At 49.4% G+C, this 25588-nt stretch carries 30 protein-coding genes; 1 reads left to right on the forward strand and 29 read right to left on the reverse strand.

Going from position 1 to position 25588, the window contains the following annotated elements:
- Positions 1-17: 17 nt before the first annotated feature.
- From ACTHPA_RS12095 to ACTHPA_RS12230, 28 genes are all read right to left on the reverse strand, one after another.
- On the reverse strand, positions 18-2594 hold the full coding sequence (locus ACTHPA_RS12095) for a sialidase family protein (RefSeq protein ID WP_440500537.1): 2577 nt from the start codon (positions 2592-2594) through the stop codon (positions 18-20).
- A 2-nt stretch (positions 2595-2596) separates the two neighbouring features.
- Positions 2597-2896: a hypothetical protein gene (locus ACTHPA_RS12100; protein WP_440500538.1), complete on the reverse strand. Its 300-nt coding sequence runs from the start codon at positions 2894-2896 to the stop codon at positions 2597-2599.
- Between the two features lie 3 nt (positions 2897-2899).
- Entirely contained in the window at positions 2900-3664 is a 765-nt protein-coding gene (locus tag ACTHPA_RS12105) for a putative phage tail protein (RefSeq protein WP_440500539.1), read from the reverse strand.
- Entirely contained in the window at positions 3661-4713 is a 1053-nt protein-coding gene (locus ACTHPA_RS12110; protein ID WP_440500540.1) for a baseplate J/gp47 family protein, read from the reverse strand. The genes ACTHPA_RS12105 and ACTHPA_RS12110 overlap by 4 nt, the downstream gene beginning before the upstream one ends.
- Positions 4713-5135 (reverse strand): DUF2634 domain-containing protein, encoded by a 423-nt coding sequence (locus ACTHPA_RS12115; protein WP_440500541.1) that lies wholly within the window; start codon positions 5133-5135, stop codon positions 4713-4715. Before ACTHPA_RS12115 ends, ACTHPA_RS12110 begins: the two co-directional genes overlap by 1 nt.
- The gene (locus ACTHPA_RS12120; protein WP_440500543.1) at positions 5132-5587 is read right to left on the reverse strand and encodes a DUF2577 domain-containing protein; all 456 of its coding nucleotides are present in this window, start codon (positions 5585-5587) and stop codon (positions 5132-5134) included. Before ACTHPA_RS12120 ends, ACTHPA_RS12115 begins: the two co-directional genes overlap by 4 nt.
- Entirely contained in the window at positions 5584-6654 is a 1071-nt protein-coding gene (locus tag ACTHPA_RS12125; RefSeq protein ID WP_440500544.1) for an XkdQ/YqbQ family protein, read from the reverse strand. Before ACTHPA_RS12125 ends, ACTHPA_RS12120 begins: the two co-directional genes overlap by 4 nt.
- Positions 6651-7328 (reverse strand): LysM peptidoglycan-binding domain-containing protein, encoded by a 678-nt coding sequence (locus ACTHPA_RS12130; protein ID WP_440500546.1) that lies wholly within the window; start codon positions 7326-7328, stop codon positions 6651-6653. Before ACTHPA_RS12130 ends, ACTHPA_RS12125 begins: the two co-directional genes overlap by 4 nt.
- On the reverse strand, positions 7328-9670 hold the full coding sequence (locus ACTHPA_RS12135) for a tape measure protein (protein WP_440500548.1): 2343 nt from the start codon (positions 9668-9670) through the stop codon (positions 7328-7330). The genes ACTHPA_RS12130 and ACTHPA_RS12135 overlap by 1 nt, the downstream gene beginning before the upstream one ends.
- 191 nt (positions 9671-9861) lie before the next feature.
- A complete protein-coding gene (locus ACTHPA_RS12140; RefSeq protein WP_440500549.1) occupies positions 9862-10260 on the reverse strand; it encodes a phage tail assembly chaperone in 399 nt (132 codons plus the stop codon).
- Positions 10261-10323: 63 nt separating this feature from the next.
- Positions 10324-10743: a phage tail tube protein gene (locus tag ACTHPA_RS12145; protein ID WP_440500550.1), complete on the reverse strand. Its 420-nt coding sequence runs from the start codon at positions 10741-10743 to the stop codon at positions 10324-10326.
- A 32-nt stretch (positions 10744-10775) separates the two neighbouring features.
- Entirely contained in the window at positions 10776-11846 is a 1071-nt protein-coding gene (locus tag ACTHPA_RS12150) for a phage tail sheath subtilisin-like domain-containing protein (protein WP_440500551.1), read from the reverse strand.
- Positions 11846-12397: a hypothetical protein gene (locus ACTHPA_RS12155; RefSeq protein WP_440500552.1), complete on the reverse strand. Its 552-nt coding sequence runs from the start codon at positions 12395-12397 to the stop codon at positions 11846-11848. The genes ACTHPA_RS12150 and ACTHPA_RS12155 overlap by 1 nt, the downstream gene beginning before the upstream one ends.
- Before the next feature lie 3 nt (positions 12398-12400).
- On the reverse strand, positions 12401-12820 hold the full coding sequence (locus tag ACTHPA_RS12160) for a hypothetical protein (RefSeq protein ID WP_440500554.1): 420 nt from the start codon (positions 12818-12820) through the stop codon (positions 12401-12403).
- A 22-nt stretch (positions 12821-12842) separates the two neighbouring features.
- Positions 12843-13160, reverse strand: coding sequence for a hypothetical protein (locus tag ACTHPA_RS12165; protein ID WP_440500555.1), 318 nt, complete (start codon positions 13158-13160; stop codon positions 12843-12845).
- Between the two features lie 3 nt (positions 13161-13163).
- Positions 13164-13532: a hypothetical protein gene (locus tag ACTHPA_RS12170; RefSeq protein WP_440500557.1), complete on the reverse strand. Its 369-nt coding sequence runs from the start codon at positions 13530-13532 to the stop codon at positions 13164-13166.
- A gap of 18 nt (positions 13533-13550) precedes the next feature.
- A complete protein-coding gene (locus ACTHPA_RS12175) occupies positions 13551-13778 on the reverse strand; it encodes a hypothetical protein (protein ID WP_440500559.1) in 228 nt (75 codons plus the stop codon).
- 1 nt (position 13779) lies between these two features.
- Positions 13780-14862 carry an SU10 major capsid protein gene (locus ACTHPA_RS12180; protein ID WP_440500560.1) on the reverse strand — a complete coding sequence of 361 codons (1083 nt, stop codon included), beginning with the start codon at positions 14860-14862 and terminating at the stop codon, positions 13780-13782.
- Positions 14863-14917: 55 nt separating this feature from the next.
- Positions 14918-15634, reverse strand: a complete 717-nt coding sequence (locus ACTHPA_RS12185; protein ID WP_440500561.1) for a phage scaffolding protein — start codon at positions 15632-15634, stop codon at positions 14918-14920.
- Positions 15635-15741: 107 nt separating this feature from the next.
- Entirely contained in the window at positions 15742-16602 is an 861-nt protein-coding gene (locus tag ACTHPA_RS12190) for a phage minor capsid protein (protein WP_440500562.1), read from the reverse strand.
- On the reverse strand, positions 16595-18139 hold the full coding sequence (locus ACTHPA_RS12195; RefSeq protein WP_440500564.1) for a phage portal protein: 1545 nt from the start codon (positions 18137-18139) through the stop codon (positions 16595-16597). Before ACTHPA_RS12195 ends, ACTHPA_RS12190 begins: the two co-directional genes overlap by 8 nt.
- Positions 18136-18570, reverse strand: coding sequence for a phBC6A51 family helix-turn-helix protein (locus ACTHPA_RS12200; RefSeq protein ID WP_440500565.1), 435 nt, complete (start codon positions 18568-18570; stop codon positions 18136-18138). Before ACTHPA_RS12200 ends, ACTHPA_RS12195 begins: the two co-directional genes overlap by 4 nt.
- Before the next feature lie 17 nt (positions 18571-18587).
- The gene (gene terL, locus ACTHPA_RS12205; protein ID WP_440500566.1) at positions 18588-20165 is read right to left on the reverse strand and encodes a phage terminase large subunit; all 1578 of its coding nucleotides are present in this window, start codon (positions 20163-20165) and stop codon (positions 18588-18590) included.
- Between the two features lie 954 nt (positions 20166-21119).
- Entirely contained in the window at positions 21120-21362 is a 243-nt protein-coding gene (locus ACTHPA_RS12210; RefSeq protein ID WP_440500568.1) for a hypothetical protein, read from the reverse strand.
- A 430-nt stretch (positions 21363-21792) separates the two neighbouring features.
- Positions 21793-22638 (reverse strand): hypothetical protein, encoded by an 846-nt coding sequence (locus tag ACTHPA_RS12215; RefSeq protein ID WP_440500569.1) that lies wholly within the window; start codon positions 22636-22638, stop codon positions 21793-21795.
- A 74-nt stretch (positions 22639-22712) separates the two neighbouring features.
- The gene (locus ACTHPA_RS12220; RefSeq protein ID WP_440500570.1) at positions 22713-23081 is read right to left on the reverse strand and encodes a hypothetical protein; all 369 of its coding nucleotides are present in this window, start codon (positions 23079-23081) and stop codon (positions 22713-22715) included.
- A gap of 334 nt (positions 23082-23415) precedes the next feature.
- On the reverse strand, positions 23416-24084 hold the full coding sequence (locus tag ACTHPA_RS12225; protein ID WP_440500571.1) for a sigma factor-like helix-turn-helix DNA-binding protein: 669 nt from the start codon (positions 24082-24084) through the stop codon (positions 23416-23418).
- Positions 24074-24346, reverse strand: coding sequence for a hypothetical protein (locus ACTHPA_RS12230; RefSeq protein ID WP_440500572.1), 273 nt, complete (start codon positions 24344-24346; stop codon positions 24074-24076). The genes ACTHPA_RS12225 and ACTHPA_RS12230 overlap by 11 nt, the downstream gene beginning before the upstream one ends.
- Before the next feature lie 129 nt (positions 24347-24475).
- Here ACTHPA_RS12230 and ACTHPA_RS12235 point away from each other — a divergent pair, with 129 nt between their 5' ends.
- Positions 24476-24679, forward strand: a complete 204-nt coding sequence (locus tag ACTHPA_RS12235; protein ID WP_440500573.1) for a hypothetical protein — start codon at positions 24476-24478, stop codon at positions 24677-24679.
- A gap of 24 nt (positions 24680-24703) precedes the next feature.
- Here ACTHPA_RS12235 and ACTHPA_RS12240 read toward each other — a convergent pair whose 3' ends face one another.
- A complete protein-coding gene (locus ACTHPA_RS12240) occupies positions 24704-25546 on the reverse strand; it encodes an N-6 DNA methylase (RefSeq protein ID WP_440500574.1) in 843 nt (280 codons plus the stop codon).
- Positions 25547-25588: the final 42 nt, after the last annotated feature.

Consider the following 25588-nt stretch of genomic DNA (forward strand, 5'->3'; position numbering starts at 1 on the left):
CGAACTCTTAAATTCCGTTAATACCAAATTTCATAAAACTTAACATCAACTTGCCCCGACCCACTCAAAGGCTTGCCCCCTCCAACCGCAATATAAACATTTCCTGATAAAGCACTTACGTCGATAACCATATTATTAATCCCGACATTTCCATACTCTATATACGCCAAACGACCATCAGATGAACTTGTCGGATTACTTTTGTTGTATATCGTAATATTTGCCTTTGCAGAACCCGTTATATTGGAGATTACAGCAGTAGCATATATTTCACTTATATTAGTAATGTCGATTGGACTCGCAGTAATAAAACCTTGTTTCCCGGCTACACCATCACCGAGATTGAAGGAAGCTTGAAGACTATCCGTATTTTTAGTCGCCGTCCCAGCCCCTACCGCTGTTCCTTCTACCCATCCACCTGTAATCCATTTCTTCTCTCTACCCTCGTCAAAGATAAAAGTAGGTTTTAAACTATAAGGAGTTGCTCCTTTAATAGATAGGTTAAATGAACTTGATTCAGAAGGAACAAGATTAGAATTATCAGCCTTTCTAACAACTAATTTAATTCTAACAGCATTTTTATTTGTCACAAATTGATAATTAGTGCTCTGCCACCCGCTATCGGACACCAAAACATTGTTTTTATCATACTGTCTCAAGCCTACTTGGTATGACGGATTAGTAAAAGTTAACTCGTAATTTGTGCTACCTATTACTTGTATAAAACCGCCAGTTCTTATTCTGTTTGCGGCATCAACTAAAGTTTCCGTTTGACCTACACCGCCGCCGCCGAACGACCCTTGCTCCCACCTTTGGTTTAGAGGGACGATATTTTCTTTCGATGCGTATAGATTATTAATATCTAATTTAATAGACTTTATTTTTTCTTCAATATCAATAGAAGAAAATATAATATTGGCGTTAGTTATGTCGGCGGGCGTTAAATCTGAATCGTTTGATTTAGATATCAGAAAACCGAGTCTTACCGCATTGGGTTCGGTTTTGAATGTTAAAGTATCTACCCAACCGGTAATTGCAATGATGAATCCGTCTTTATCATATTGTCTTATTGATACTCTGTACGCTGTATTTAGATTAGTTAAGGAGTAAGAGGTATTTCCTTTTATACTCAAGCCGCCTTTGAGCCTTATTCTGTTCGGTAAGGGTTGAGGGTTTTCCTTCCCACCAACAACACCCCACAACGCTCCCTGATCCCACGATGCAGAATCTAAAGGCAGTAAATTTTCTTTGAATATGTCTACCGCCTCTAATTTCTTATTTACATCATTTTCTTTAGAAAATTTAGTGACTGTGCCGTATCTTTCTTCGATCGTGTAATCAATATTTTCTTTAGTACCTTTTTTACCAACAAAGTAACAAATGTTGGCTTTTACTTTATCCCCAGTGTAATAAAAACCGACCACTCTTTTATCAGGCAAGTAACACGCACCTACATAGCCGCCATCTCCGATTTTTCCATCGTAAGAATCTGTGCGGTTAAATCTGATGATACGGTTTGGTTCACCGAAATTATCATTTTCCGCATCAGATTCAGAAGCAATACTTTGATAAATACTAGACATATCGTCTAACTTTTTATGACGTGAGTAATACAGGAATTCCACACGACCTGCTTCTTTATCTAATAATAATTGTCCGTTCCCTTGAGTGAAATCAGTGATTGATTTAGATTGGATTGGTTTTGACCACGTTAGTCCACCGTCTGTTGATTTTGTAAAGATAGCTTTTTCCGGTATTGCATCCAACGGTTGTCCACCGCTATTCGGTCTTAAATAACAGATAATCGTACCATTGCTTAGTTGCAGAAAGGCAGGCTCACTATAGTTGTAGTACGTACTGCCGCCTTCCCATTCTGACCAATACCAATTAACACCATTATCATCGCTATAGAGAAAACGGGCGATTGTCGTTTGATATTCACATAAATATGTGATAATTCGTCCCGTCTTCGTTACGATTGCACCATTGATATCCCCCCATTGACCTTTTATCGGGTTTCCATAAAGACCGATCTCTCTAATTGTCCATGTTTTTCCACTATCCGAACTAATGTACATATCACAACCTAGTTGAACTTGTGTTGTATTGTCCATGCGTGATACAAATACACAGTAATCTCCATTAGGTAAAATACAACTACCCTGCGAACGCAAAGCTAGATTTTCTTTTCTGCCATCAGCAATTACTTTTGGTTCAGTAAAGTTGTAATTTACATCCATATGTCGCATCATCAGCCGTACATTTGTTAAAGCATGCGTTGGTTTGATTGTATAAAACACAACTACTTTATTTATTTTTGCATCCCAATGAACATTTGAGTAAGGCCATGAAGCGTGTGTATCATGATCGACCAAAGTAGGATCATTCGAATCGAAAGCCATTCCCATAGCTTGATAGATGTAAGGTGCGTTCTTTAATTGTGGAGCAGTATCCGCCAACTGCGTAGCAACTGCAACGATCCCATCGTCTATTCTCCTTAAATTCTCCGCAGATAATGGCGTTCCCTTTTGCACGACATTTCCGTTCGCGTCTACGATTTCGTCTTTCCAATCAATCGGCGTATATTTCGTCAAAATTATCCCTCCTGTATCGTTAAGCTAAATTCAAACGCGAGGATTAAACCGTCGTCTTGTTTACTAATAGAAAAAGGCTTAGTAGCAAGAATGTCGCCGCCCGTACTAAGCAGTTGCGCCTCTTGCACCAAACCTTCTTCCGATTGTAGGTAGATATATTTTCGCAATGTATTACCGTCTTGAACGGACTTAAAGATTTCGTAATCCTTATACACGCCGTCAATCTTTACTTTCCCGCGAGCTAGTATATCGTCCATTAGGTTTAATATCGTATCGGTCAAAACCGGCTGTATTATCGTCATTATTTACGCAAGCCCCTCTCCTGTAATTGTTGCGCCTGCCCTCGGATATATCACGCTGTTATCCGAGGCATTCGGCATAATCTCGCCGCTAAACATCGCTGAACTCGCCGCGTTAGTGTTATTAGAAGCAACTGTCGCACCTGCTCGCGGATACCTAACCGCATTGGCGTTAGATTTACCGCCCATAGCAACGCCACTTGATAGTAACGCAGTATTTCCGGACGTATTGAACATGTTGCAAATTAGGTATGTCACGCCGAACGCGTACTGCTTACCGCGCAATCTAAGATTCTCGGATATTAGCCCCGTAACTCCGAACGCCAAATGCGCAGGCTTCACGTCGTTAATGTCGTTATAAATCGGAGTAATATCGGACATTTGCCTGACATCAACTTCCGCCTCGAACCGATACTCGCCGTTTACTTCGATAATGCGCGCAGACTTGTCCGCAACATGCGCATTTACTACGTCCGTCAAATACGAGACCGTTGCCGGAGCAGTACCGTTCAGTCGCGCAAGTATGCGATTGCGCCGAAACGCCAGCGACGAGTTCGGACGCGGTGGCAAGTCAAGCACGCGCTCCCACGCGGAAAGACCGTCCTTTGTCGCAGTCCTTACGTAAAATTGATCTGTGACTTCGCGCGCAGACTTACGTGTATTCGCAACTTGCCCCGCGTTCGCCTCCATAATTGCGTCAACTTCCGGACTGTCATCGTAATAGCGCGGTAAGGTGTCTAGTAGGTCGCGTTTAGTAAATTCCGCGCTCATACAATCGTCACCTCACCGACGACAGCTACGGCATCCTCCGCAATTGTTACGTTTGATGTGCCGCCATTCACCGTTAAATTCTCGTAGTCAAGCACGCCGTCCGCTTCGAGTAGCGCCTCCCCTACGCGCGCATAACGGACAACGCCCGTATGAGCCGCCGCAAGCAAGTAAGCGCCGATTGACGCCTTAACTGCGTCTAGTACGTCAGCCGCTTCCAAGTCGCCTGCAAGCGTCAGTTTTGCGCTCACATTAACGGCTATTTCCGTCACTGGCACGACGGTTACTGTTGCGCCGATTGGACGCTCGGTTTCGATATTTTCCGCAACTCGCGTAATAACTTCCGGTATTGGCGCGCGCCCATCCTCCGCAATAACTACGACCTTGACCGTCCCCGGCCCGTTGTGTAACGGAAATACCTTCGCAGTTGCTACGCCTTCAACGTCCGTCGCCCATTTTTCGTAGTGGTAGACGTTGCCCGACGTGATCGGCTTGCGGACTTTCAGCAGGTAGCGCGCAAGTAGTGCTTCCGCCGTTTCCGCGTCAATGCCGCCTGTGAAAGGCGCGTCGTTCGTTACTGACGTAATGCCCGCAACCGACGGCACATATTGCGTAATTTCCGCTATACCGATATTGCCGGCTTCTCCGCCTGCCTCTGCGATGACTCCGACTGTTGCCGTGCCTGCCGTTAATGTTGCGTCTGCCGTAGTCGCAAAGTATACGCCGCTATCCGTATAAACACGGAAGCCAGCCGGCACTACTACGCCTTCGCTTCCGTTGATAGTTACGTTGCCGCGCGCCGGTACTGCGTCCTTCCAGTCGACGCCCATTTCCGCAGCGCGCCGGATCAAGTATAGTAAGTCCGCCGTGTCTGCGAATCCGTTTAAATATGCCGCCTGTATCTCGTAGTCTAGTAGCTCGATTTGCTCCGCAGTCGGCGCAGTCATATCGTGTACGACCGAACCTTCCCGCTTGTCTACGTCGTCGCGGACACTATTGAGCATTTCCGCGTGTATTTCGTCTATTGTGCGCGGTTCATATAATTCCGCCATTATATCGTCACCTCCTGCGTGACTTCTCCGTAAATACTATCGACAGTAGCCGTAATAAAAACGGCGTCGCCAAGTCGCGTTGCCGTTACGTTGGATACGTCGTTTATTCGATCATCGTAAATCAAAGCCTCGCGCACCATGCGGGGAATTTCCGCTTGGATAAACGACTCCGTGACGTCATTACCGATAAGCGATTCGATTTCGCATCCGTAGTCGTCCGTGTAAATACGGAAGTGCGACCGGTTGGTGCGTATCGCCTTGACGATGAATTGCTTAATTGCGTCCTTGCCGTCGACCATTCCTCCGATGCGCCCATTACCGAAGTTCAGCCGGTACGTCAGCGTAGGCTCCGGCTGTGCGTCCTGTTCTGCGCGCAAATAAGCATCGAGTAATTCCGTTTGATTATCCGGTAGTAAGCTCATACGTACCACACCGCCCTATCCAATACGACGTAGACCATATCTTCGTCCAAGCACGCCAAAATGACGCGCTCGCCCGGCTTTAGTACGTCCTCAAACGTCATTTTGGCGTTTAGCATTTCGTATTTTTCGTACGGGATTGCCTGCGCGCTTCCGATGTAGTTGCGTGAGGAATCCGCGTCCTTCGGCATATCGCCTATGTCTGCCAGTAACCACGTCTTCGGGTATTCGTAATTGACCGAAACGATGCGCTCATGGCGCGTAAGATGCTCCGCAACAATTAAGTCGTCCTTTTCAAGTATTAAGCCGTCCTGATCGAGTTTAATGCGCAGATTAGGAGGCGCGTCGACGACCGTTGCGATTTCGATATTCACCGGCTTGGAATAGCCGACATCGCGTATTGTTTGTACCAGTTTCGAATAAACGTTACCTTCCCGTCCGATTTTCTCCGTCATTTCTTAGCCGCCTCCTCTTCCTTCGCTTTTTGTTTCGCCGTTTTCTTCTTCGCCTTCTTCGGCTTCGGTTCTTCCGGCGCTTCGTACTCAATCCGTTCGAGTTCTAATTCGCGTGTTAAACGCAAGGACATCGTGTGTAGGCCGTTCGCTTCAAACTTGTGTGAATCCGCCGCAACATAAAAAGCGCCCTTAATGCCTGTCATAGTTTCGTTAACTAAAACCGACGTGGCGCTTACTACGTCTATATCTCCTATGACTGTTACGTTAAATTCCTGTTTCGGCTTGGAAAGCTCCGCAAGTAATGCGTCGGCGAGCGGCTTTAATTGCTTGACCGACTTTACGTCGCTGTTATGTTCGTAATGCTGCATGATTCCATATTTCGACGCGCTAGGCGAACTAACTTCGACCGTTACTGGCTTGTTTTCGTCACCGCCCGTTAGCTTGACGCGTGTACGTACTTCTTCGATGGATTCCGAATACGACGCGTCGATAATGTTGCGCCCATTTTCGAGCGTTAAATGCTTCACCGACGCAGTGACTTCGACGAGTTCGAGCTTGCCCGCAACGTTGCGCAATCTATAGCGCTTGCCCGTCGCCTTCTGCGTTTCCGTGAGCGCCAATACTGCGATTTCGTAAAGCGTCTTGCCCCGCACGATAAACTTCGGTATTACATGTCGCGTAGTTGCGAGTGATCCCGTAGGTATGCCGTACTTGCCACATAATGTCGCGATTATCTGCGTAGCTGTCTTGCCGACAAAGCGCACGGTGTCGTTATTCTTCGTCAGATAAACATTCGCGTCATGCGCCTTTAGTGACTGCGCGCCTTTTGCGTCGATTGATGACTCGAATATAACTCCGCGAAAGAACTCGATATCTCCGTAATGGACGCGTAGCTCACCGCCATTTTTAAACGGAATTGCGTAGCGCCGTCCGTCGCGCGTATTATTTAACGCAATCGAGCAAGTGCGGAATGCTTGCGCAGTGTCGCCGCCAATTTCTACGCTTTGCAAACCGCCGGCAAGGTCGCGCATGACTCCGTTATGAAAATAGAGAACGCGCAGCTTCATATCGTCGTCCTCGTTATTTCCGTGCCGTGTCGCAAGATGTTCGGGTTATTGCCGATTGCCTTCTTATTCGCCTCGTATACTTTCGGCCAGTCCTTACCGGCTATTTTCGGCAGCGTGTCGCCTTGCTTGACCTTTGTTTTCGTCACGGGCGTTTTAGACTTCGCCTTATTGACGACGGGCGGACGTTTCTTCGCCGCTGGCTTCTTGGCTACTGGCGCATTTAGCGTAGCACTTACGTCTACTACCGTCGGCTGTACGTCTAAGAAGCGATATTCCTTTAGCGATAGCGTATAGTAAATGTCACCCGGACTGCCCGCGCGCTGAACTTCGTAGCTAAAGTCTCGGATCGTTACCGCAAAGTTTACGTCCGTTCCAGTCACGACAAAGCGTAAAGGCTTACGTTCGTCGCGCCATCGTTCAAGAATACGTACGCATTCCGCAGGTAACGGAAAGTCTGCGTACTCGCAGTATGACGCGTTATATTCGCGCGGGAAAAACGAATTGAACGAAAGTTCCGCCGCGCCACGCTCGCCTATTACGGTGTACTCGCCGAATTGCGTAATATTGATGTCCGTGTTGCCGAACGGTGACTTTACGCTAAGTGACGGAGGGTTGACGGGTAGGCGCAACTTTTCCGCGCCACTGTTAAACGATAGCCAAAATTCGATTGCCATTACGCACCCGCCTCCGCTGCCCCGTTAATTTTTACGTACAATGCCTCGGCTATTGCGTCAATGTCCGATTCCTGCCGCACATGGAACGTATTGCCGGAAATGCTAATTCCGCCGGTCAGTCCGCCCTTTTTGCGTTCCTTGTTTTCGGCCGCCGTAATTACGGCTTCCCCTTTATGCGCCGAAATCTGATAGCCGTCGTATGGCACGTAATCGATCCCGTGGTACTTCGACTTACCGCCTTTACCGCCACCGTCACCTTCGTTAGATTCGAACTTGACTGTACCGCCTCCGCCTAAGCGCGATAACCATGACGGCACTTTAAAGTTCGAAAGCATGTCGCGGAATCCACTGAACCATCCGGCAACAGTTTCGACCTTTTCGCCGAGCCACTCAAAAGCGCCACTAATTGCGTCGAGCACTGGCGTCACTGCGTCTAATGCGCTGACAAACTGATCTTTCATGAACGATGCAAACGGTTTTACGATGTTTTCCCATACGATACTCAACACTTCGAACGCAATGCCGATAGCTTCGCCGACCAACTTTAGAATCGGTCCGACCACTTTCCACAGCGTCTGAAAAGCGCCCCATACGAATTTAACGGCAGGCGCAATCAAGTTATTGAATACGGCTACTGCTACGTCTGCAATAATTCGGAATGCGATGCCTAATGCGCCAAATACCGGCTGCAATGCGCTCCACAACGTAGTAAAAATATTAACAGCTGTTTCCTTTGCCGTAGAAAACGCGCTTAGTAACGTCGCAATGCCGGGCTGCAGGTCCTGCCACTTCTGCGCAAGGTACGTAACGAACTCGGCCACTCGCGGCTTTATATTGTCTACGAACGACATAACGAAGTTTTTAACGGTAGAAAATCCGTTCTTAATGCCGTCAGCGAATGCGAATACTTTGCGAATCGCTTCCGTATTCATGCCCGCTTCTAGCATTGCGCCTAGACCGCCCGCCTTGTCGCCGGACATAATTTTAAACAGTCCTTTGACGCCACCGACGATTTTGTCGATAAACGCGCGGAACGGTTCGCTAGTCTTGTAGAGGTTGCGGAATATGAGGACTAATCCCGTAATAGCACCGATAGCCAGTCCGATTGGCGACGTAAGAAACATAATCGCCGCGCCTATCGCCTTAAATGCGCTGACAACTGCGAAGAAGCCCGCGACCGCCGCTACCGCAATACCTACCGCAATGGCAAGCTCTTTGAGTGCGGGCATTATCGGCTTGATTGCGTTATATATGCGCTTCAATTGCGTAACTAACGGCGCGATAAAGGTAGCCGCCTTTTTAAGATTACGCTCAAATGTCCGCCCGAACTCCGCGATCATTGCTCGCATGTCCGGCAAGCCGTTGTCTACGAGCATCTTGTCGATAGTCTGAATAATGTCCGTGACACCGCGCGTTACTGCTGCCCGCATGTTATCGAAGGATGCGCCCCACGATGCTCCGGCTTCTTTCGCAGCTCCCGCGATTTTAGTGACGCCGTTCGTACCTTCCATCATCGCTTTCGTAACTACGTCGATAAATTGCGACGCCGGAATCTTACCTTTCGATAGCTCTTTCTGAACTACGTTTACGTCGCGTCCGACCGCTTTTGCATACATTCCTACACCGTCAATACCTGCGTCGTATAGCCGGTTCATCTGATCCATTGCGACCTTGCCCGACGAGTACATTTTCGCAAGCGCGTCCATGACCGTTTCGAGCTGTTCGTTCGAGCCGTTACCGTAAAATGCTACCGCGTCGCCCCACGCAGCCATCGTCTCCGTCGCCTTGCCGATTTCCATGCCGCGCGTTACGAAGTTCTGCACTGATTTCGCCGCTACATCAAGTCCGTAGGCTGTTCCGGTTACGGCTTCGCGCGTCTTGTCTAGCGCTTCCTTCGTCTTCTCGACCGAGCCGGTAAGCTCCGTAAGCACGCGCTCAAAGGACTCCATAACATCAATACGCGCCATCGCCGAGCGCACCGACGATTTAATCATATTAAAACCGCCCGCAATCGCCGCTGTAAGTCCGATAGCCGACGCAATACTCATAAGCGAAGTCTTGAAGCTGTTAACGCTAGACCGCGCCGAAGACGAACTTCTGCCTACGTCAAAAAACCCACCACTAACGTCACTAAGTGATTTTCTCGCGCCTTTGAACGAGTTTTTCATTCGCGTAAAAAGTGTTTCGTTTTCCTTTATGAATCGTCCGTTAGAATCGCGCAACCGTCCGAGCGAGTCGCGGTATGTGTCTGTAGCTTGCTTCGTCCGTGTAAGTACGCTCGTAACCTTCTTCATTCGCGCCGAGAAGTCGTCCTTTAAACTAAGCCTTGCGACTAAATCCAATCGTGCCGCCTCCTTTCCTTGTTATTTCTAATTCCGTTTACGCGCTTCCGCCCGCTCTCGCTCCATCGCTAATTCTTCCGAAGCGTACATAAACGCGCGATAACGCCATTCTTTCGCATATACTTCGTCCGGAGGTATGTGATGTAGCTGGAATATCCGGTCTAACATCGCCGCTTCACCGCCGGCCTTTATTAGTTTTTTGCTGTTTCTACGTCTTCCGCCGCGTTATCAAAGCCGGACACGTCCAGTACAGCGTGCGATAACGTCGTAACTTCGCCCGCGAGCAATGCTTTCTGTACGCAATCTGCCGCATCTTTCGCGCCATATTTTGCAAGTAACTTCGCGTCACTAAAGTCCGGCTCGATACAAGCCTCCGCAATTAGTAATTTACCGAGTTCGTCTTCGTTGGTGAAAGTCCGGCGATTTGCGCCTTTGCCTTCCGTGTACGTACATTGTTCGCGTAGTTCGTTTAGTTTGTCGCCTGTAAGCGCTTTGACCGTGAAATTTGTTTTTAACCGTTTAATATATACTTTCTCTTCAACATCAACTGACGCGCCTAGCAATGCGTCTAATGCGCTGATTTCCGCCATCTATAATCGACCTCTTTCGGTTAATTTTCGTATTAAAAAGACGGAGCCGAAGCCCCGCCGTTATTACATGCGCTCGTATCCCGTAAACACAAACTGCAACTCTTCTTCTACAATCGAACCGTGTTCGAAACTTAGGATCGGAATGTTTTTAAACTGGACGCCTTTAACCCTGTAAAAACCCTTCATATCAGGATTCTCGGGGTCATCCATTTCAGCCATAAGCTCGGTAACAAATGCACCTTTTTTGTCGTCAAGGATTTGTGAAATAGCATCGACGAATTTCGGTGTCACCTTATAACTCTGTATCGTACCTTCCATTACTATCGTCCCCGCTTTATGTCCGAGAACGCGAGTTCCAGCGCGAGGCACTTCTTCGTAGTTAATGTCAGCGTTCAACTCAATACCTGTCACGTTCGTAAGCCATTCACCTTCGTGATGTAACTTTCCGAACGTTCCCATAAGCGTTCTTGTAGCATCTAACATTTGCGTCATCCTTTCGTTATTTATGCGTCCAATTAGACGTTAATAGTTAAGAAAATACGTTCCATACTGTCGACCTCGACGTAGCTAACCGCCAAGAATACGCAGTCGCCTACGGATTCACGTTGCGGATCGAGCGTAACTTCCGGCGCCATAAGAACGTTGTTAGTTTCAAGCGTTTCGAGATACGCCTTAATCGCCGCAATTAGCGTGACTTGTCCAGCCGGATTATTGTCGATTTTGCCGATATAGCGGTCTTTCGCCGTCGCAGGAATGTCCGTCGCAACCGCTTGTCTTGCGCGTGTAATACGAATCTTGCCGCGCTTAGTCGCGTCGCTGTCCGTCGTAATGCCTTGCTCGACTTTAACGTTGCGTCCGTCATGTACGAGGACTAGCGAGCCTGACGTTAACGCTTCGTTGATTTCGCTATTGCGTAGACGCTTCGTAACGTCAGCAACAGGTAGCGCCGCGTATGTGATCGATTTATTAATCGGTGTGCCTGCGATAAGTCCCGCAATAACTGCCGCGTATTCCGCCGACGCTAATTCCGTACCGTCACCGAGTACGACGCCCGTAATCAAGTTGACTGCGTACTCGTCCGCTAAACGGATTGAGCGCGCGTTACCTGCCGTCGGGTCTCGGTCTTCCGCCGCCGTGCCGCCGTAGACAATCGTAAAATGCTTGCCTTCTTTGCGATTGCGCTGTACCCACGCCAAAGATGCGTCTTGTTCTGCCGCGTCAACTTCGCCCGGATAGACGAATACGTTGAACGGACGCGCTTCGAATGCGTCGCGCAATGCTGCGTAGTCTACGTCCGGCGAGCCTGCCGGTACTGCGTAAATAAGTACTTCCGCCGCGCCTCCGCTTAGTGCGCGCGTGATAGGTGCCGCGTTTGCTGCGCCGACCTGTTCCTGCGCTTCTTTCTCGTTTGCTACTACGTAAAACTTGCCGGCTTCTAGTACGCCGCCTGTATAGTTAAAAATCGGCATACCGACTACTCCGCGAGGTCCGCCCGCAATTTGTGCGAGTGCTTGCTCGACGAAGTTAAGGTATAACCCCGGTCTAATCGGTAATGAAATCGGGTCCCATTGTCCGCCATTAGCCATTAATTACACGCTCCATTTCCTTCTTTTATTTCGTATTGCTTTTCCGGATATTCCTGCGCAGGTTGATCCGCGCTGTTGTCCGAACTACTGCCCGGAGGTCTCGGCTTTACATCGATCGTGATTCCGCCCATCTTCGGCACAGCTTCGAACTTCCGCGCCTCTCGCGCCGTTGCCTGCAACATGCCGATAATGCCGTAGACTTCCGCACCTTCCGCCTTAAACGGTTGCGACAACGAAAAAGAACCGAGCGTCAAATAGCCCGATTCTGTCGCATTGCCAACGTTGATTTTATGTGCGCTTCGCATACGCCGCTGTATTGCGCTCGCTTTTGCAAGGCAGGCGCGCTCCGACGTATCGAAGTAGACAAATTGATAGTCGCGATCAAGTCGGAAGTGATAGCCGGTTTCGCTCGCCGCTGTATCGCCCATAAAACGAATGGCTAATTCGCCCGCTACGTATTCCGCCGGTAAATGCGCGAGGTTAATATACGCAAAGCCGATGTCCGCGACAAAGTTGCGTAACGCCATTATTTCGTCCGTGATTTCCGCCAACCGCTACCACCCCGCTTTCTTTAGCTCGTCCATAACGTCTTCTTCGAGCCACTTCTGATATTCTTCCTTGCGCGCGTCCAGCGACTTGTCGAGGAATTTCTTCTCCGTGCCGGGCGTGCGCAATTGTCGTCCGCCTGCGTCTTGTTCGTGAATATAGTACGCGTAGTTGAACCGCTTGCCGCCCGTATCTTGAAATGCGTTCGCCTTGATTTCGACGTAACCGTTCGCGCCGGGCTTTGCTACTTCGCCGTGTATCTGTTTGCGCAAGTTACCGCTGTCTAATGGCGCAATGTCTCGCGCACCCCGCACCCAATCGTCTTTGATTTCGTCCATTGCGTTAGTTGCGCCACGTCCGACGGCTTCCGGCGCCTTTTCGATTGCGCGCAGGAACTTCGACATATCTAACGAAAATTCAAGCGACACAAAGACGCCTCCTTTGCGTATTTCATAAGTACACCACCGTCATCGTCGGCTTTCCGTTGAGCATCCGTATCGGTTCGATTTTTACCGGCTTCCGCTTGACCGTCACGCCTAATTCGTTCGTATATTCGATTTCGTCGTCATATCGGATATTCGGTAATTTATCGAACATAATCTGTACTCCGCTTACAACTTCCGCGCCTGCGACGTTCTTGACGATTTCCGTGATTTCGTCCGCGCGACATTTGTACGCAATAGGAGGTAACTTTTTCGTTTCGCCCCACGGGTCGCGTTCAGCCGGCTTATGGACGAGTGCGCGTTGTTTTAACGGTATTAGTGCCATACGTCATAACACCGTCCATTTCACTTGCCGACCGCTAGGCGCGCCGATTAAGTCCGCTACTTCCGCCGGTATGAGCGCGTCGATGTCTTTCTTCGCCCAATCCTTGAATGTGAACGACATACCGCGCACACTGAACGACGCGACGCCTTGCTGTTGCAACTTATTCGTATCGTTAAACGCCGCGGCAAGTACTGGCGCGAAAAGGTAGACGGCTTCATTCGGTATCGTGTATCCGCTGTATTTTCGTGTCAGTGTCCGCTGTGCGACGTTTAGGATCGCTGTCTTGCGCTCGTCGTCCGCGTCGGTAAAGTCCTCGTTGTCGAGCGTGTTAAGCCGTATATATTCGGATGCTTCCGTTAAATTCCAGTCCATTCGTAGACACCTCCGCTATTATTTTTTAGCGGGCGCCTTCGCTTTCGTGGACGGCTTGGCTTCCGCTTTGGCTTGCGTCTTTGGTTCGGTTTTAACCGGCACGTCTACGCGCTCAACGTCCGCGAGCGTTTCGAGTACCGTAATTTCCGCCTTGTCTTCGGTTACGTAAATTCCGCCTTTAAAACGGCAAAGCGAGCCGTCGACATAAAAGCCTAGCTCGCTATAACGCGTTTTAAATTTCGCCATATTACTTCGCTCCTTTGATCCGTGCGTGCGCGCTCTCTTGGAAGAATTCAACCGTATATTCGCCGACGATCATTCCTTGCAAGTAGTCGCCTTTCTTGCCGAGGTATTCGTGCGCAAACTCGCGTCCTTGCAACGGCTTGATTTTCACTCGGTTTTTGTCTACGATAAATAGCTCGTCCGCGCGAAGGTTATCGTTGATAGATACCGGGAACTCGCCGAAGTCAGTTGTCAAGTAGTTAACGACAGTTCCGCGTTTTTCTTCGCCTTGATTCAAGCGAACGATTGACTTATCGAACGCAGATACTTTACGTTTTAACGTCGGTGATACGATAATTTCGTAGTTACCGCCGGACTTGAAGCCGCCTTTAGTATAGATCGCTTGTACTGCGTCAGAAATCTTGTCCGCAGTCAAATCGCCACCAGCGTCAAATACGTTAGATTGGATTAGGCTACGGATACCGCCCATTTGACGTACGTTACCGTTTTCGTATTTGATTCCGTTGATAGCCGCTTTTTCGAGTTGCAACGCAAGCTCGACTTGTTTCTTCTGCTTTTCGTACTCGTAAAGATCGTCGATTGAATAGTTGTTGACCGCTTGAGCAGTACCGGAAATTTCGATAGTCTCGTCGAAGATTTGCGTAATGTTAGATTTTCTTACGCGTGGCTTGTAACGTCCTTCGCGCGCGTCCGATCCTTCTGCGCCTTCTACGAATTGAACTTCAACAGTTGCGCCAGCGTCGATAGCTGCCGGTGTAGTTCCTGCATATCCGCGTACTACCGTCAAGTCAGTTCCGTTAACGCCCGTAACTTTCATAAGCTCGTCATTCACTTTAACTACGTGTCCTACGCGGAATGGCTCGCCGTCAGCAACCTTTACTGTAGTGGCGTCTGCTAGTGCCGCCTCTGTAGCCGTAGATTCGTCCGCAAACATTTCGTCCTCGAACCAGTTATGCTCAACTTGCGTTACTGGCGTTGAAAAGCCGAGCATAGCAAGTAATGGCGTTTGGTGTGGATTAAGAAGTAATAGTTCATCCGCTACTGATTCACGTTTTCCAATAAGTTGACCCGATAAAATTTTAGACATTTAAAAATCCCCTTTTCGTTTGTTTGTCGTTTTTTTGCGTTTTTTAAGCCGCCGCTTATAGTCCTAATTCGCGCTTTAATTGCGCTACTGCCGCGCGATCCTCTAGCCGACCGCTCTTACGTGCCTTCTCCGTCGCTTCTTCGAGCAGTTGTTCCTTCGTCTTTTCGTCCGCCGCGCCTTTACCGCCGTTCGTCGGTTCGCCGATTTCTGTCGGTTGTTTCTTCGCGATTAGGAACGGATTATCTTCGACGAGCTTCGTAACGATTTCGTCTACCCCGCTAACTTTGCCGTCCTCGCCGATCTGTGCCGCAGTCAAGTCCGCTAATTTTAGTGCCGCGTCCGTATAGGTGACGCCTGCCGCCTTTGCCTGCGCAATAAATGCGTTATGGATTGCCGCTTGCTTCGTTTGCTCGCGCATTTCTTCGAGTTGTTTTGCGAGTGTCTGCTCCGCTTCTTCCTTCGCTTTCAAGTCGGCTTGCAAGCGTTCGATTTCCGACATTTGTGCGCGTTCTGCTTCCGCTTTCTGCGCTTCAAATTCCGCGAGTTTCTGCTTTAGCTCATCGTAATCGGCGTACTTTCCTTTGACGCGCCCTTTTTCGCGCACGATAATCGCGTCAAATTCTTCTTGCGTCATGGTAACGACTTTCGGCTTGTCCGCTCCGTTGTCGCCATTATCCGCGCCGTCTTGCACGTCTTTATCGTCTGCGCCTTCTTCCGCAAAGAACTGTAAGTCTAGCGTTAGTGGTAGTTTATATTCGTTATGATTCGTCATTTCGTCCTCCTATCCGCTTATAGCCCGTCGGCTGTTTTATCCGTAGCAGTTTTACGACGTGTACGTTCGGTCAATTTTTGCGCATAATAAAAACGCCCCTAAGAGCGTTAGATTCCGTTTACTTCTCGTATATCCGCAGGTAAGCGATCCGGCCTGCGTACCGGCGTTATTAAATGTCGGCAGTTTGGGTGGAATATTTCATTACGTGGTAGGTCGCCGATATATGGGAATCCGCCGGGCGCGTCCGGTGTGTACGCAACTATACGTCCTTCCCAATTCCGACAAGCGTCCGTCGCGCCATGCCGACTGATTACGCCGTATTGCACGTCCCTGTCGAGCGCTTCGTTTATTGACGCTTCTTTGTGCGCCTGCATCGTTTTTGTGCGAACGAGCATCTCTACGTACGGTTTAAGCCGCCAGCGCGCGCCATTTGCCGAAACTATTGCAGTATCCGCCGCACTTCCGAGTTGCTTACGTAGTTCCTTCGTAAGCGCCTGCTGTAGCGATTGTGTGCCGTTAATGCCCGCAGAAGTCTTCGCGCGCAATACGTCGGCTGTCGCCTGCCTTACGGCTGAACGCGTTTTCCTGCTAACGTTCTGCGTTACCGCGAGTAAGTCCGCTTGTGTGTCGGTAATGATCGCCTCGACTAGCGGTTTATTCAGCGAACTAAAGCGAGCAATCTTTAGCGCTTCTTCGAATGTATCCGCAAGTCCTAGCGAATAAATCGTACTGGCGACGCCTTCCCGCGCGGACTGCGTAATTGTTTGTCGCGCCCAATCGCTGCCATAGCGGTTCAAGTCGCGCAGTATCGCCTTAATGTTTTCCTCGACCGCTACGATTTGCGCACGCTCGAAGTCCGTTAGGAATAGCGTATTAAGCTCCGCTTGTATGTTGCGTAGTGCCTTTTCATATTCGCGTGTGAGCCGCTGTACATCGTAGGAGTAGTCCGGGTGTGGTGCCTCACGCATCGTCATCGCCTACTGCCGGCTCCGCGTTGAATATCGAAGCGTCTACGAAACTATTAACACGCTCGTCGTCCTCGCCAATGCGTCGCAGGATTTCGTTCGCCTTTCCGTCATCCATACCGTCAAGCCGCTTAATCGCGGTCTGCTGATCGAGCGTAGGTTTTCCGCCAGTTCGCAACGACGCAATTTCTGCTTCTTCCTTCTCGTTCTTTGGAATACCGTCTTGCCATTCGATGACCGGATATTCGAGCTGGCCGCGATAGTCGCCTTGTTCCTTGTCGAATAAATAGCACGTATAAAGTGCGTCACGTATTGCGCGGTCGTAGTGGTTTCTTATGCGCTTGACCTTCGATAGAATCGGCATAAAGCGCGCCTTAATTGCGCCACTATCAGTATGTGACGTGCCTGTTCCGCCCTTGTTATCGCCGGCCATGACCGTTCCGAATAACCATTGCGGCGTTTCCGAGATAACGAACACCGACGCAATAAGCAAGTCGAGTTCCTTAAATGCCGCGTCAAGTTGCGCGTTCCACGTCATATAGCCCGGCGTTACGTCGTCTTGCGTCACCGGTATATACTTGCCGCCGAATTGGACGGTATTGGACGTATTGCCTTCGAGGTCCGGTCCGTACGCCGTCGGGTCTGCGTGCTTCCATAAGATAAAGTCGATTTGCACGAGTCGGTCGTTAATCGCCGCAAACGTGGATTCTAGCTTCTCCATTCCGCCGCTGCCTTCCCACGCGTCGTCTACCGACTTGTACGGAATATGAAAGACCGGCATGTGCGGCAAGCCTGTCGGTACAACGTTGTTTTCGCGTCCAGTTGCGACTTCCTCCGTGATCCTAAACGTCTGAATGTGCGCGCCGTACGTTGTGATGACTTCGGTTGGAACGAGTTTATAACGCTTGTAAATGATGTAGCCCGGTATGTGGCGCTCGACATTCAGATACGGTACGTCTTCCTTCCGCATGGCTACCCATTCGACACGCGCAATATTGATCGCTTTGAAGCGTTTAACATTGCCGCGTGATGTTTCCGGAAATACGCAACATGCGTCAACATGTTCGATAATCGGCTCCATATTCTTACCGCTAATAAATTCGTCGTAGGCTTCGGGACTAAGTATGTTTTTAACTTCGGAATAGTCCTGCCGGTAGCCGTAGCGCACTTTTAGCCATGCGTCGCCGCGATAGCCGTTAGCCGTCGCGCTTTCGTGTATGAGCTGATTCAAGTCGTTTTCTTCTACGTAGCTATTGAGCGCCTTTTGTTCGGGGCTGGCGTCGTCCTTGCCCGATTCGTAGTTCGGCGCGTCGCCTACGAGCAAGTCCGCAGGCTTTGTCGCAAGAATGTCCGCGAGGTTGACCGCAATATATAACTTGCGTAACTGCGGCTCATGCGGCGAGTCCTTTAAAACTTCCGTAGCGCGCTCATATACTTCGAGCTGCTTGCCTTCGAATAGCTTCCGCATTCGTTCGTACTTGGCGAGCCGTTCAATGTCGGCTTGCGGTGGGTACTGCCCGCCTACCGTAAATAGCGTCATTCGCCGTCACCGTCCAATAATTCGTCAAGCTCCGCAAGTTCCTTCGCCAAGTCGTCGGTACTGCGTCCCTCGCCCGCGTTCTCTTGTTGCGTAATTTGACGGTCGGTTAGTAACCCGTGCCTGCGCATAAATAAATCGATTGCCTTTACGGACGGCTGCGACGCCATAATCAGTTTCATAAGCTGCGCGTAGACCTGATCGCGCTTGTCCGCTAAAAAATCGTCAGCGATTTCGTTCTTGTATTCGATAAAATTGCGATTCTTTGTCCGCCACTCCCATAGCGCTTGCGTAGTTACCCCGATTTCCTTCGATATATCTTCGTAGGTTCTACGCTCGCCTGTCTCACGCAATTCATTCTCGACGAGCAGATACGCCGCTTTGCGTTGTCGTGCGTCTAGTTTCGCTTCTAATTCCCGCATTCTACGTGACATTTGCGTCCTCTCCTTTCCTATAAATACGACGGCTTCGTTGTTATGACCGCACGTGGTCGCTTGATTACCGCGAGCGCCATTTGCAAAGCGTCCGGCCCGTCGTCATGCCAGCGCGAACCGTACCGCTCAAAATGTTCGATTAACGTCGCATGTTCTCCACGACAAAAAACGATGTTTCCGTTTTCTATGTCCGGTAACATCGCTTCAATCCGTAATTCTTTTCGTTGTCGTTGTTGTATCTTCTTAACGCGACTATGCGCAGGGAATCCGATATATTCTAACTCCGCCTTTAACGTATCAACGAAGAACTCTTGGGCCATTTGTGCCTCCGCGCCGAGCATGTCCGGTTGATACTTTTTAACGCGTTCTACTATTTCCTTTAGGAATACGTCGGGATGCGCGCGCTCAATATACGCATCTACTACGTAATTCTTGCCGGTCGCCTTGTGGCGCGCGACGGTTATTAACGCCGAGTAGTCGCCGCGTTGCTTACCCATCGCGAAGTCCATTCCCATACCAATATAGTAGTCGCGATGTGAAAACGTCTTGCCCGGCTCGTAATAGTAAAAACGCTCCGGCACGAATATTTGCGATTCCTCGTCAATCGGATTATTCATAAATTCCGTATTAAACGACTTAGTGCCGAGGTTGACCTTTTCGAGCATGAGCGCAGGCAGCGGGAAACGCCCCGGCCATAGGACTTCCGCGCCCTTGTCCATTTCCGCTTTATTTGCGTAATAGAATGCCATCGCCGCTTTTGCGTTGGGCGTTTCGGTTGTAGCCGTATCGTCGTCGAGCATTGCGTCAAGCTCGTCGTCCGTCGGTTCGTATTCTTTATATATGCGCTCGAACTCCGCCCAAAGGTCGGCTCGTTCCGGCGGCTTGATTATCGCAGGGAACTCGTTCTTTACGAAGTCACGCCGTTCGCGCAATACGTAGTTTAAAAGACTGTCGAAATGCACTAACGTCCCCATAAAAATGAACGCAGTATTTTCAGGATCGCCCGCCGGCATTAAGTCTGCGTTTAGCCAGTCTTTCGCCTTCTGCCGCAATTCGGGCGTATTGTTCGAATCGAGCGATTCCAAGTCGTCCAGTATAATTAAGTCGGGCCGCTGATTACCATTACGGAATCCGCGAATCTGCGTACCGAGCGACGTAGCTTCCATCTTGATGCCCGTCGTCGTCAAGAACGCTTCTTCGGAATCCTTTTCGTTGCGCGTCTTCTGTTCGTGTAGCAAAATACCGAAGTCCTCGCGCAACTTAACGTTATACTTTAGCTGTCCCGCAACCCACTTGATAAACTTCTTCGAGCCGGCGTTCGTTTCCGAGATAATCAGTATCATCTTCCGTTTACGGTACGCTATTTCGCGCACTGGAAAGGCGTTTGATAAGTACGCGGACTTTGCGTGACCCCGCGACGCAGCCCATGCGATACGTGCCGTTCGATTTCGGTTAGATACCGAGTCCAAGATGCGCGATAACTTAGCGTGAAAGTCGGGCGCGTCCGCAATGTCTACAGCAGTAGTCGGCACTAGGTTGTCGGGATTTCCGGGATTCCTTGCTTCCGAGAAATATTCGTAGAAAAAGTACAGCATGTCGTCCTCTGCGCGGTGTACGCGTTTTAGCTTTTCTAGCTCCGCCTTGTCGCGCTTGAATAATTCGATATGATAGTCCGTAGCTTTGCCGGCCTTGATCGCTGCCGCCAGTTTGCGCAATCGTTCGCTCATTACGTCGATGCGTTCTTGGCGCGCTTCCCTACCGAGCCATTCTTCGTTAATGTACGCTATTGTGAGCGCCCTCCTTTCAGTTGTGTTTGCGCTTGTTCTACGCCTTTTTAACGTCTTGTGGCGTGTTTATACCTGTCTTGCGTTAGAAACGATTGTAGGTGCTTCTAGGACGGTTAAAACGCTATGTCTACGTCCTGACGCCATGAGTTACGAAAATTGTACGGAATTTTTTACGGGTCGAGTTCGAAAAATTGTGCGCTAGGTTTGCGCAACAGTTATGCGGTATATAGGGCACCCGCTTGGGGGCGTTGAGTATTCGGAATATTCACGTCAGGCTGCACAACTTCGCTTAATTGCGTTAATTGTTTGTTCAATTGACGCATTTATAAAGATACACGTACAGCTTCCTCGAATCTACGTTATGTAAACTAACACAACGTCCTAAGTAGCGTCATATCAACGTTTATCTACTTACGTAACTAAACGCAATATACACCGTTTATACATACGCCCACTAACCGCATACCAACGCCTTTTACCGTTTTATGGCAACGTTTATTTCCCGCAAAGTAACTACGTGTATACACCCGTTTATACATGACGGAATAGTCCGTATAGTGTCCGTTGTGTGCGCAATAGGTGCAATTCGTAGTGACCCCGTGAGTTCGCGAAGGTCGCCCGCTTCCGAGGCCTTTCCCCGACGTTTAGCCTCCGCAATATAAAGCGTTATAAAGGGCATTTGCGCAAATAAACAGAGTTTCTTCTTATATAATACCGGTACCTCGACCGTTCTTTATGCGCCCTAGTTAACGCATCCATCCGCTATTCCACCGCTACATATTTCGTCGTAATTAACTCCGTCATTGCGGCGACTTCACTCCGTATTTCTACCGCCTTAATATCGTCCATGAAAACACCGTGCGCAAACGTCTGGTCCGTACTGCCGTTACCGTCATAACTGACGAATACCAACGCAGGTACTTCGTCAAATACTAGTGCAAACTTATCGCCCTGCTTGACGAACTCTACGTTCTGCTTTCCGCTGTAATCGAATAACCTCGCCATATGTCCGTTACACCTCCGTTATATGTCCGTAGTAATGCCGTAGATAGTCCGCGGCTTGCGCGTTGACATAAAAGATTAAAACATTAAGACCGTTGTCGTCGGGCAAGCCCTCCGACTATCTATGTTCTATTACTGTTGCGCCGTCTTTTAAAAGATCACGCAACCAATAATTAAACACACGCCGCGACGGCTTTAGCCGGAGCTATGTTTTGACCTTCGCTCTTAATCACTTATCTATTATTGCGCCAAACGGTCTTACCCGTAGTTTGTCTGACTAAGATATCCCAAACGCACCCAAAACGCCCACAAACCGCGCCGCTACGCCGTTTACGCCACTTTTCGAAAGGGACGTCAAGGGATGGTAATTCGCGATTATAGGGACGTCAAGGGATGGTATTTTTCTCAATGCGTTCTCAATTAGGAATTTCCGTCAACTAAATAGCGCCTCCAACGCGCGCAGCCCCTCGCCATCGCCCGCATATATTACGCGAGGATTAACGACGATCCGGTATTTGCGCCGGTCATGCGGATTCTCAAAGAAGCCGAATACGGGCTTGCCGTTCACCTTGACGCGATTAAGCGCCGTCTTCAACTTCTGCGCGCTACCATAGCCGAGCAATAACGCAAGCTTGTCGAGCGACATCGGCCGTACTAGCGCTTCCTGCGATTCATCTGCGTTATATGCGACGATATTCGTCTGAAAGTTGACGAACGGCATGATTTCGTACACTAGCGCCAACTGGCCGAGGCTTCTGCCGCTGTAGGCTGCGTAAAGCTCGCGTACAGTCTTGCGGAACATGCGCGTATATTGCACGTCATCCAGCGCGTATTGATACGTCTTAATGCCGCCGCGATAGAACACGGAAGGGTTGACGTGTATTGCGCCGTCTGCCGTTTCCTGCACGATGTCCTCCGCCAGTAAGCGCGCATAGAACTCGTTGAACCGTTTGCGCGACATGTCTACGAGCGCGTGCAAGCCGTCCTTGTCGATAGGCACGCCGTTGTCGTAGCGCAACTGACCGCTCTCCCACGCAATATACGAGCCGACGTACATAAGGCGCGCTAAGTCCGGCTTGAGCAACGACGGGAAGCGTTCCTCGATCATACGCGACTGACGGAAGAAAGCGAACACGAAGCCACCGTTATCCGTTTGATGCGTGCTTAAGCCGTCGATTGCGTCAAGTTTGCGTGCTTGTGGCGCTGTTAGCCGCGGCACGATGTCGAAACGGTCGCTAACGTCGTTACCCGCTTTATCCGTTATAGTGCCGTCAGTCACCGTCAGATTGCCGACTGTAGCGAGTAAGCCGCGTTTAACCTTCGTGTTCAGGTCGCGCCATTGTATAGCGTTAGTCAGCGTTGGACACCGCCTTCGACACACAATTCACCGGGCAATTCCGCAATAACTTCGTCTGTCTTATGCGAGCGTATTCTCGCGGTAAACTTACGTGGCTCCTCCGACAACTTTGCGCCCACCACTTCATCGACGGTAACTTTCGCTGGCCCTATTACGAGCAGTGATTCGCTTCTATCCGTAAATATAACGGTCATTTCATCGCCTTTTTGGAGCGTAATACCGCTCTCTTTCAGCGGCACTAAGCCGAGTTCATAGCGCGCGGCTTGAATACATTCCGTAATCTCGCGGTGACAGTTGTAAGTCGTATCCTCCAACGTTATTAATCGATCTAAATACGCAAGTAATCCGTTAATTCTTTCGTTCATCGTCCGTCATCCTCTTTCGTCATTTTGTCGTTTACAGTCCGCCGACTTGACGCAAACTAAAAAGACGCCCCGAAGGACGCCTATTGAACGCTGTTTAGTTACTGCGTAAGCTTACCGGCACAGCGAGCGAAGCCTTTGTTAGCGACTAGCTATAAGCACATCGCAAGATCAGTCCACGCACCCGATAAGAGTATAGTCGGAAAGCCATGCGCTAGTTTTACGTCTATCGGACGGCATTATAGCGTTTTGCGTCCGTTATGCTTGGACGTTAAATTTCGTAATGTCCTTCTCACTCCTATAGCCAGCTAAACGCATGAAAGTTCGGGTATGCTCATCAATCTTTCGTCATATATTCGAGTAATTTCGTCAATGCGACAGAAACATGCTCGCTAATGGTCGCTTTATTCACGCCCATGACAGCCCTAGCCTCCTCTTGCGTCATATTATCGAAGAATACGAGGTCAAGCGCCTGTCGCTGCCTATCCGTCAATCCTGCGTTATCTAGCGCGTCGTATAGATCGTTGTAGTCATCAATCCTCGCAATCATCGGATCGTGCCGATCTATAACACGCTTAGATACTGAATACGGATTTGATCCACTGTCGTCACACCCTCCGGATAAGCGCCTTTTACCGAGGAACCGTAAATCTCCATATTGCAAATCACTGTGCGCCCGCTGTTTCTCCATTCGGCGCTCTAATTGCCTGTCGCTCAATATTGGATACTCGTCGTTCGTGACTTTATCCGCGTCCTTATTCGACATATATTCGTGAATCAACATAAGACCACACGTGTTTAATGTATCACTGTCGCGCAAGGGAATCGGAGGGTTCTTCCCCACTGCCTTAGCTGCATGGTAATCCGCTGCCTGCGCCAAAACATACCTATCGGACACGCGTTTCAGCATTTTTATGCGCCGACCCATCGGAAGTTCCCCGGCCCTAACAAGCGTATATGCCTTGCGTACATCCTCTTTAAATTGTTCGAGATAACTACGCTTCAATATGCATTCCTCCTTCCGCATCAATTGGAATTAAAACAGAATGCTCTACGTCGTCTAAAGAAATATAATCGTCATCCACTGATATACACGCAATTAAGTTACAGTCCTCGTCCTCTAGGTACTCTTCTACTAAATAAACGTGCTCCCCGCTAAGTGGTTTATCAAGATAAACTAAACGACCGATTTTAGCGGTAACGCGTGCCTTCTTATACCGCACTCCCTCGTGATAATACGTAAACTCCTCTAAAAATTCATACTGCATTGTTATCGCCTTCTTCTGGTTTATTTTATTGCGTCAAACTTACGTCAATTTATCGCTTGACTTTCTCAAACCCCCTCGGTATACTTGAGTTAACAGTTAAACAAAACGTTAACAAGGGAGCGGATTAACATGGCAGCTAACAAATACGACCTAAACGCTTTTACACCGCAGGAGTTACGTACGATCTACGTAGAAATGTACGCAGAAACATTCGAATGCACCGCGGAGCACGCCGAGGAAATGTTCCTTGCGGAATATAGCGCAGAACACGACTTCCACAATTACGCAAATGTAGAGTACGCAATCCAAGAAATGTTGCGATTCTGCGCATAAGGACGCCCTAACCGGCGTCTTTTTCTATTCCGCGACTTCCTCCGCGCATCCCTCGCAAACATCGCCATATTCCGGGCTGTAGTCGAACGCAACCCCATCCGGCAGCACCGCGGCACACTTATCGCATGTGACGATTGTTTCCGCAACCTCATGTCGTACCGCGTCTAAGAACTCATTGCCGCCTAAATGCGCCGGAAAGTCACCAACCGGGTCGAACGGCTCGTAGCGTCCTGCGTCAAATGCCGTCCACTCTACGCTAAAGTAATCAGCTGTTGCATCGTCGTACGGAAACAGGTGTATCGTGCTAAATTGCAAATGATCGTCGTTAGTATTCTGAACGAGCCACGCGCCCTTTGCGCCTTTTCGCGACAATACGTCAACTTGTACGACAGACGCGTTCATGCCGCGTATTGCGAGGTTAAACAAGAGGAACGGCAACGCGCGGTCGGACAGTTCTTCCGCTTGGTATAAGTACATAGACGGCAGGTAATCGAACGGTGTATGTCGAATTCTATCTGCGTGCCACTGACGTATAATAATGCCGCCGGTGCCCGCGCACGGTTCGTAATAGGTGTCGCCTACCTTGCGCCCGCCGCTGACAAGCTCGGACAGCAACGTAGCAACGCTATTCGGCGTGAAGTCCTGCTTCTTTTGCGCACGATCCGCGTGTTCATCCTGAAAATAGCGGTGGAACCAGTCGTAGTCTACGTTGTAACGGTGTAATTCGAGTGCTTTGCGGAATAGTTCTTCGCGTCGTTCTCTGTCGCGCAATATCGCCCACAACGCATCAGGCGCTTTGTAGCTGTCATCGATACCGAGTAGCGCATTCCATTCGCTTATTTCGAGGTAAATTCGTTCTTCCGTCAATTTATCGCCCCTTTTCGCTAATCGCGCGTTTAATTCCTTGTA

It is taken from the genome of Sporosarcina sp. SAFN-015, from assembly GCF_051966875.1.
Taxonomy (GTDB): domain Bacteria; phylum Bacillota; class Bacilli; order Bacillales_A; family Planococcaceae; genus Sporosarcina.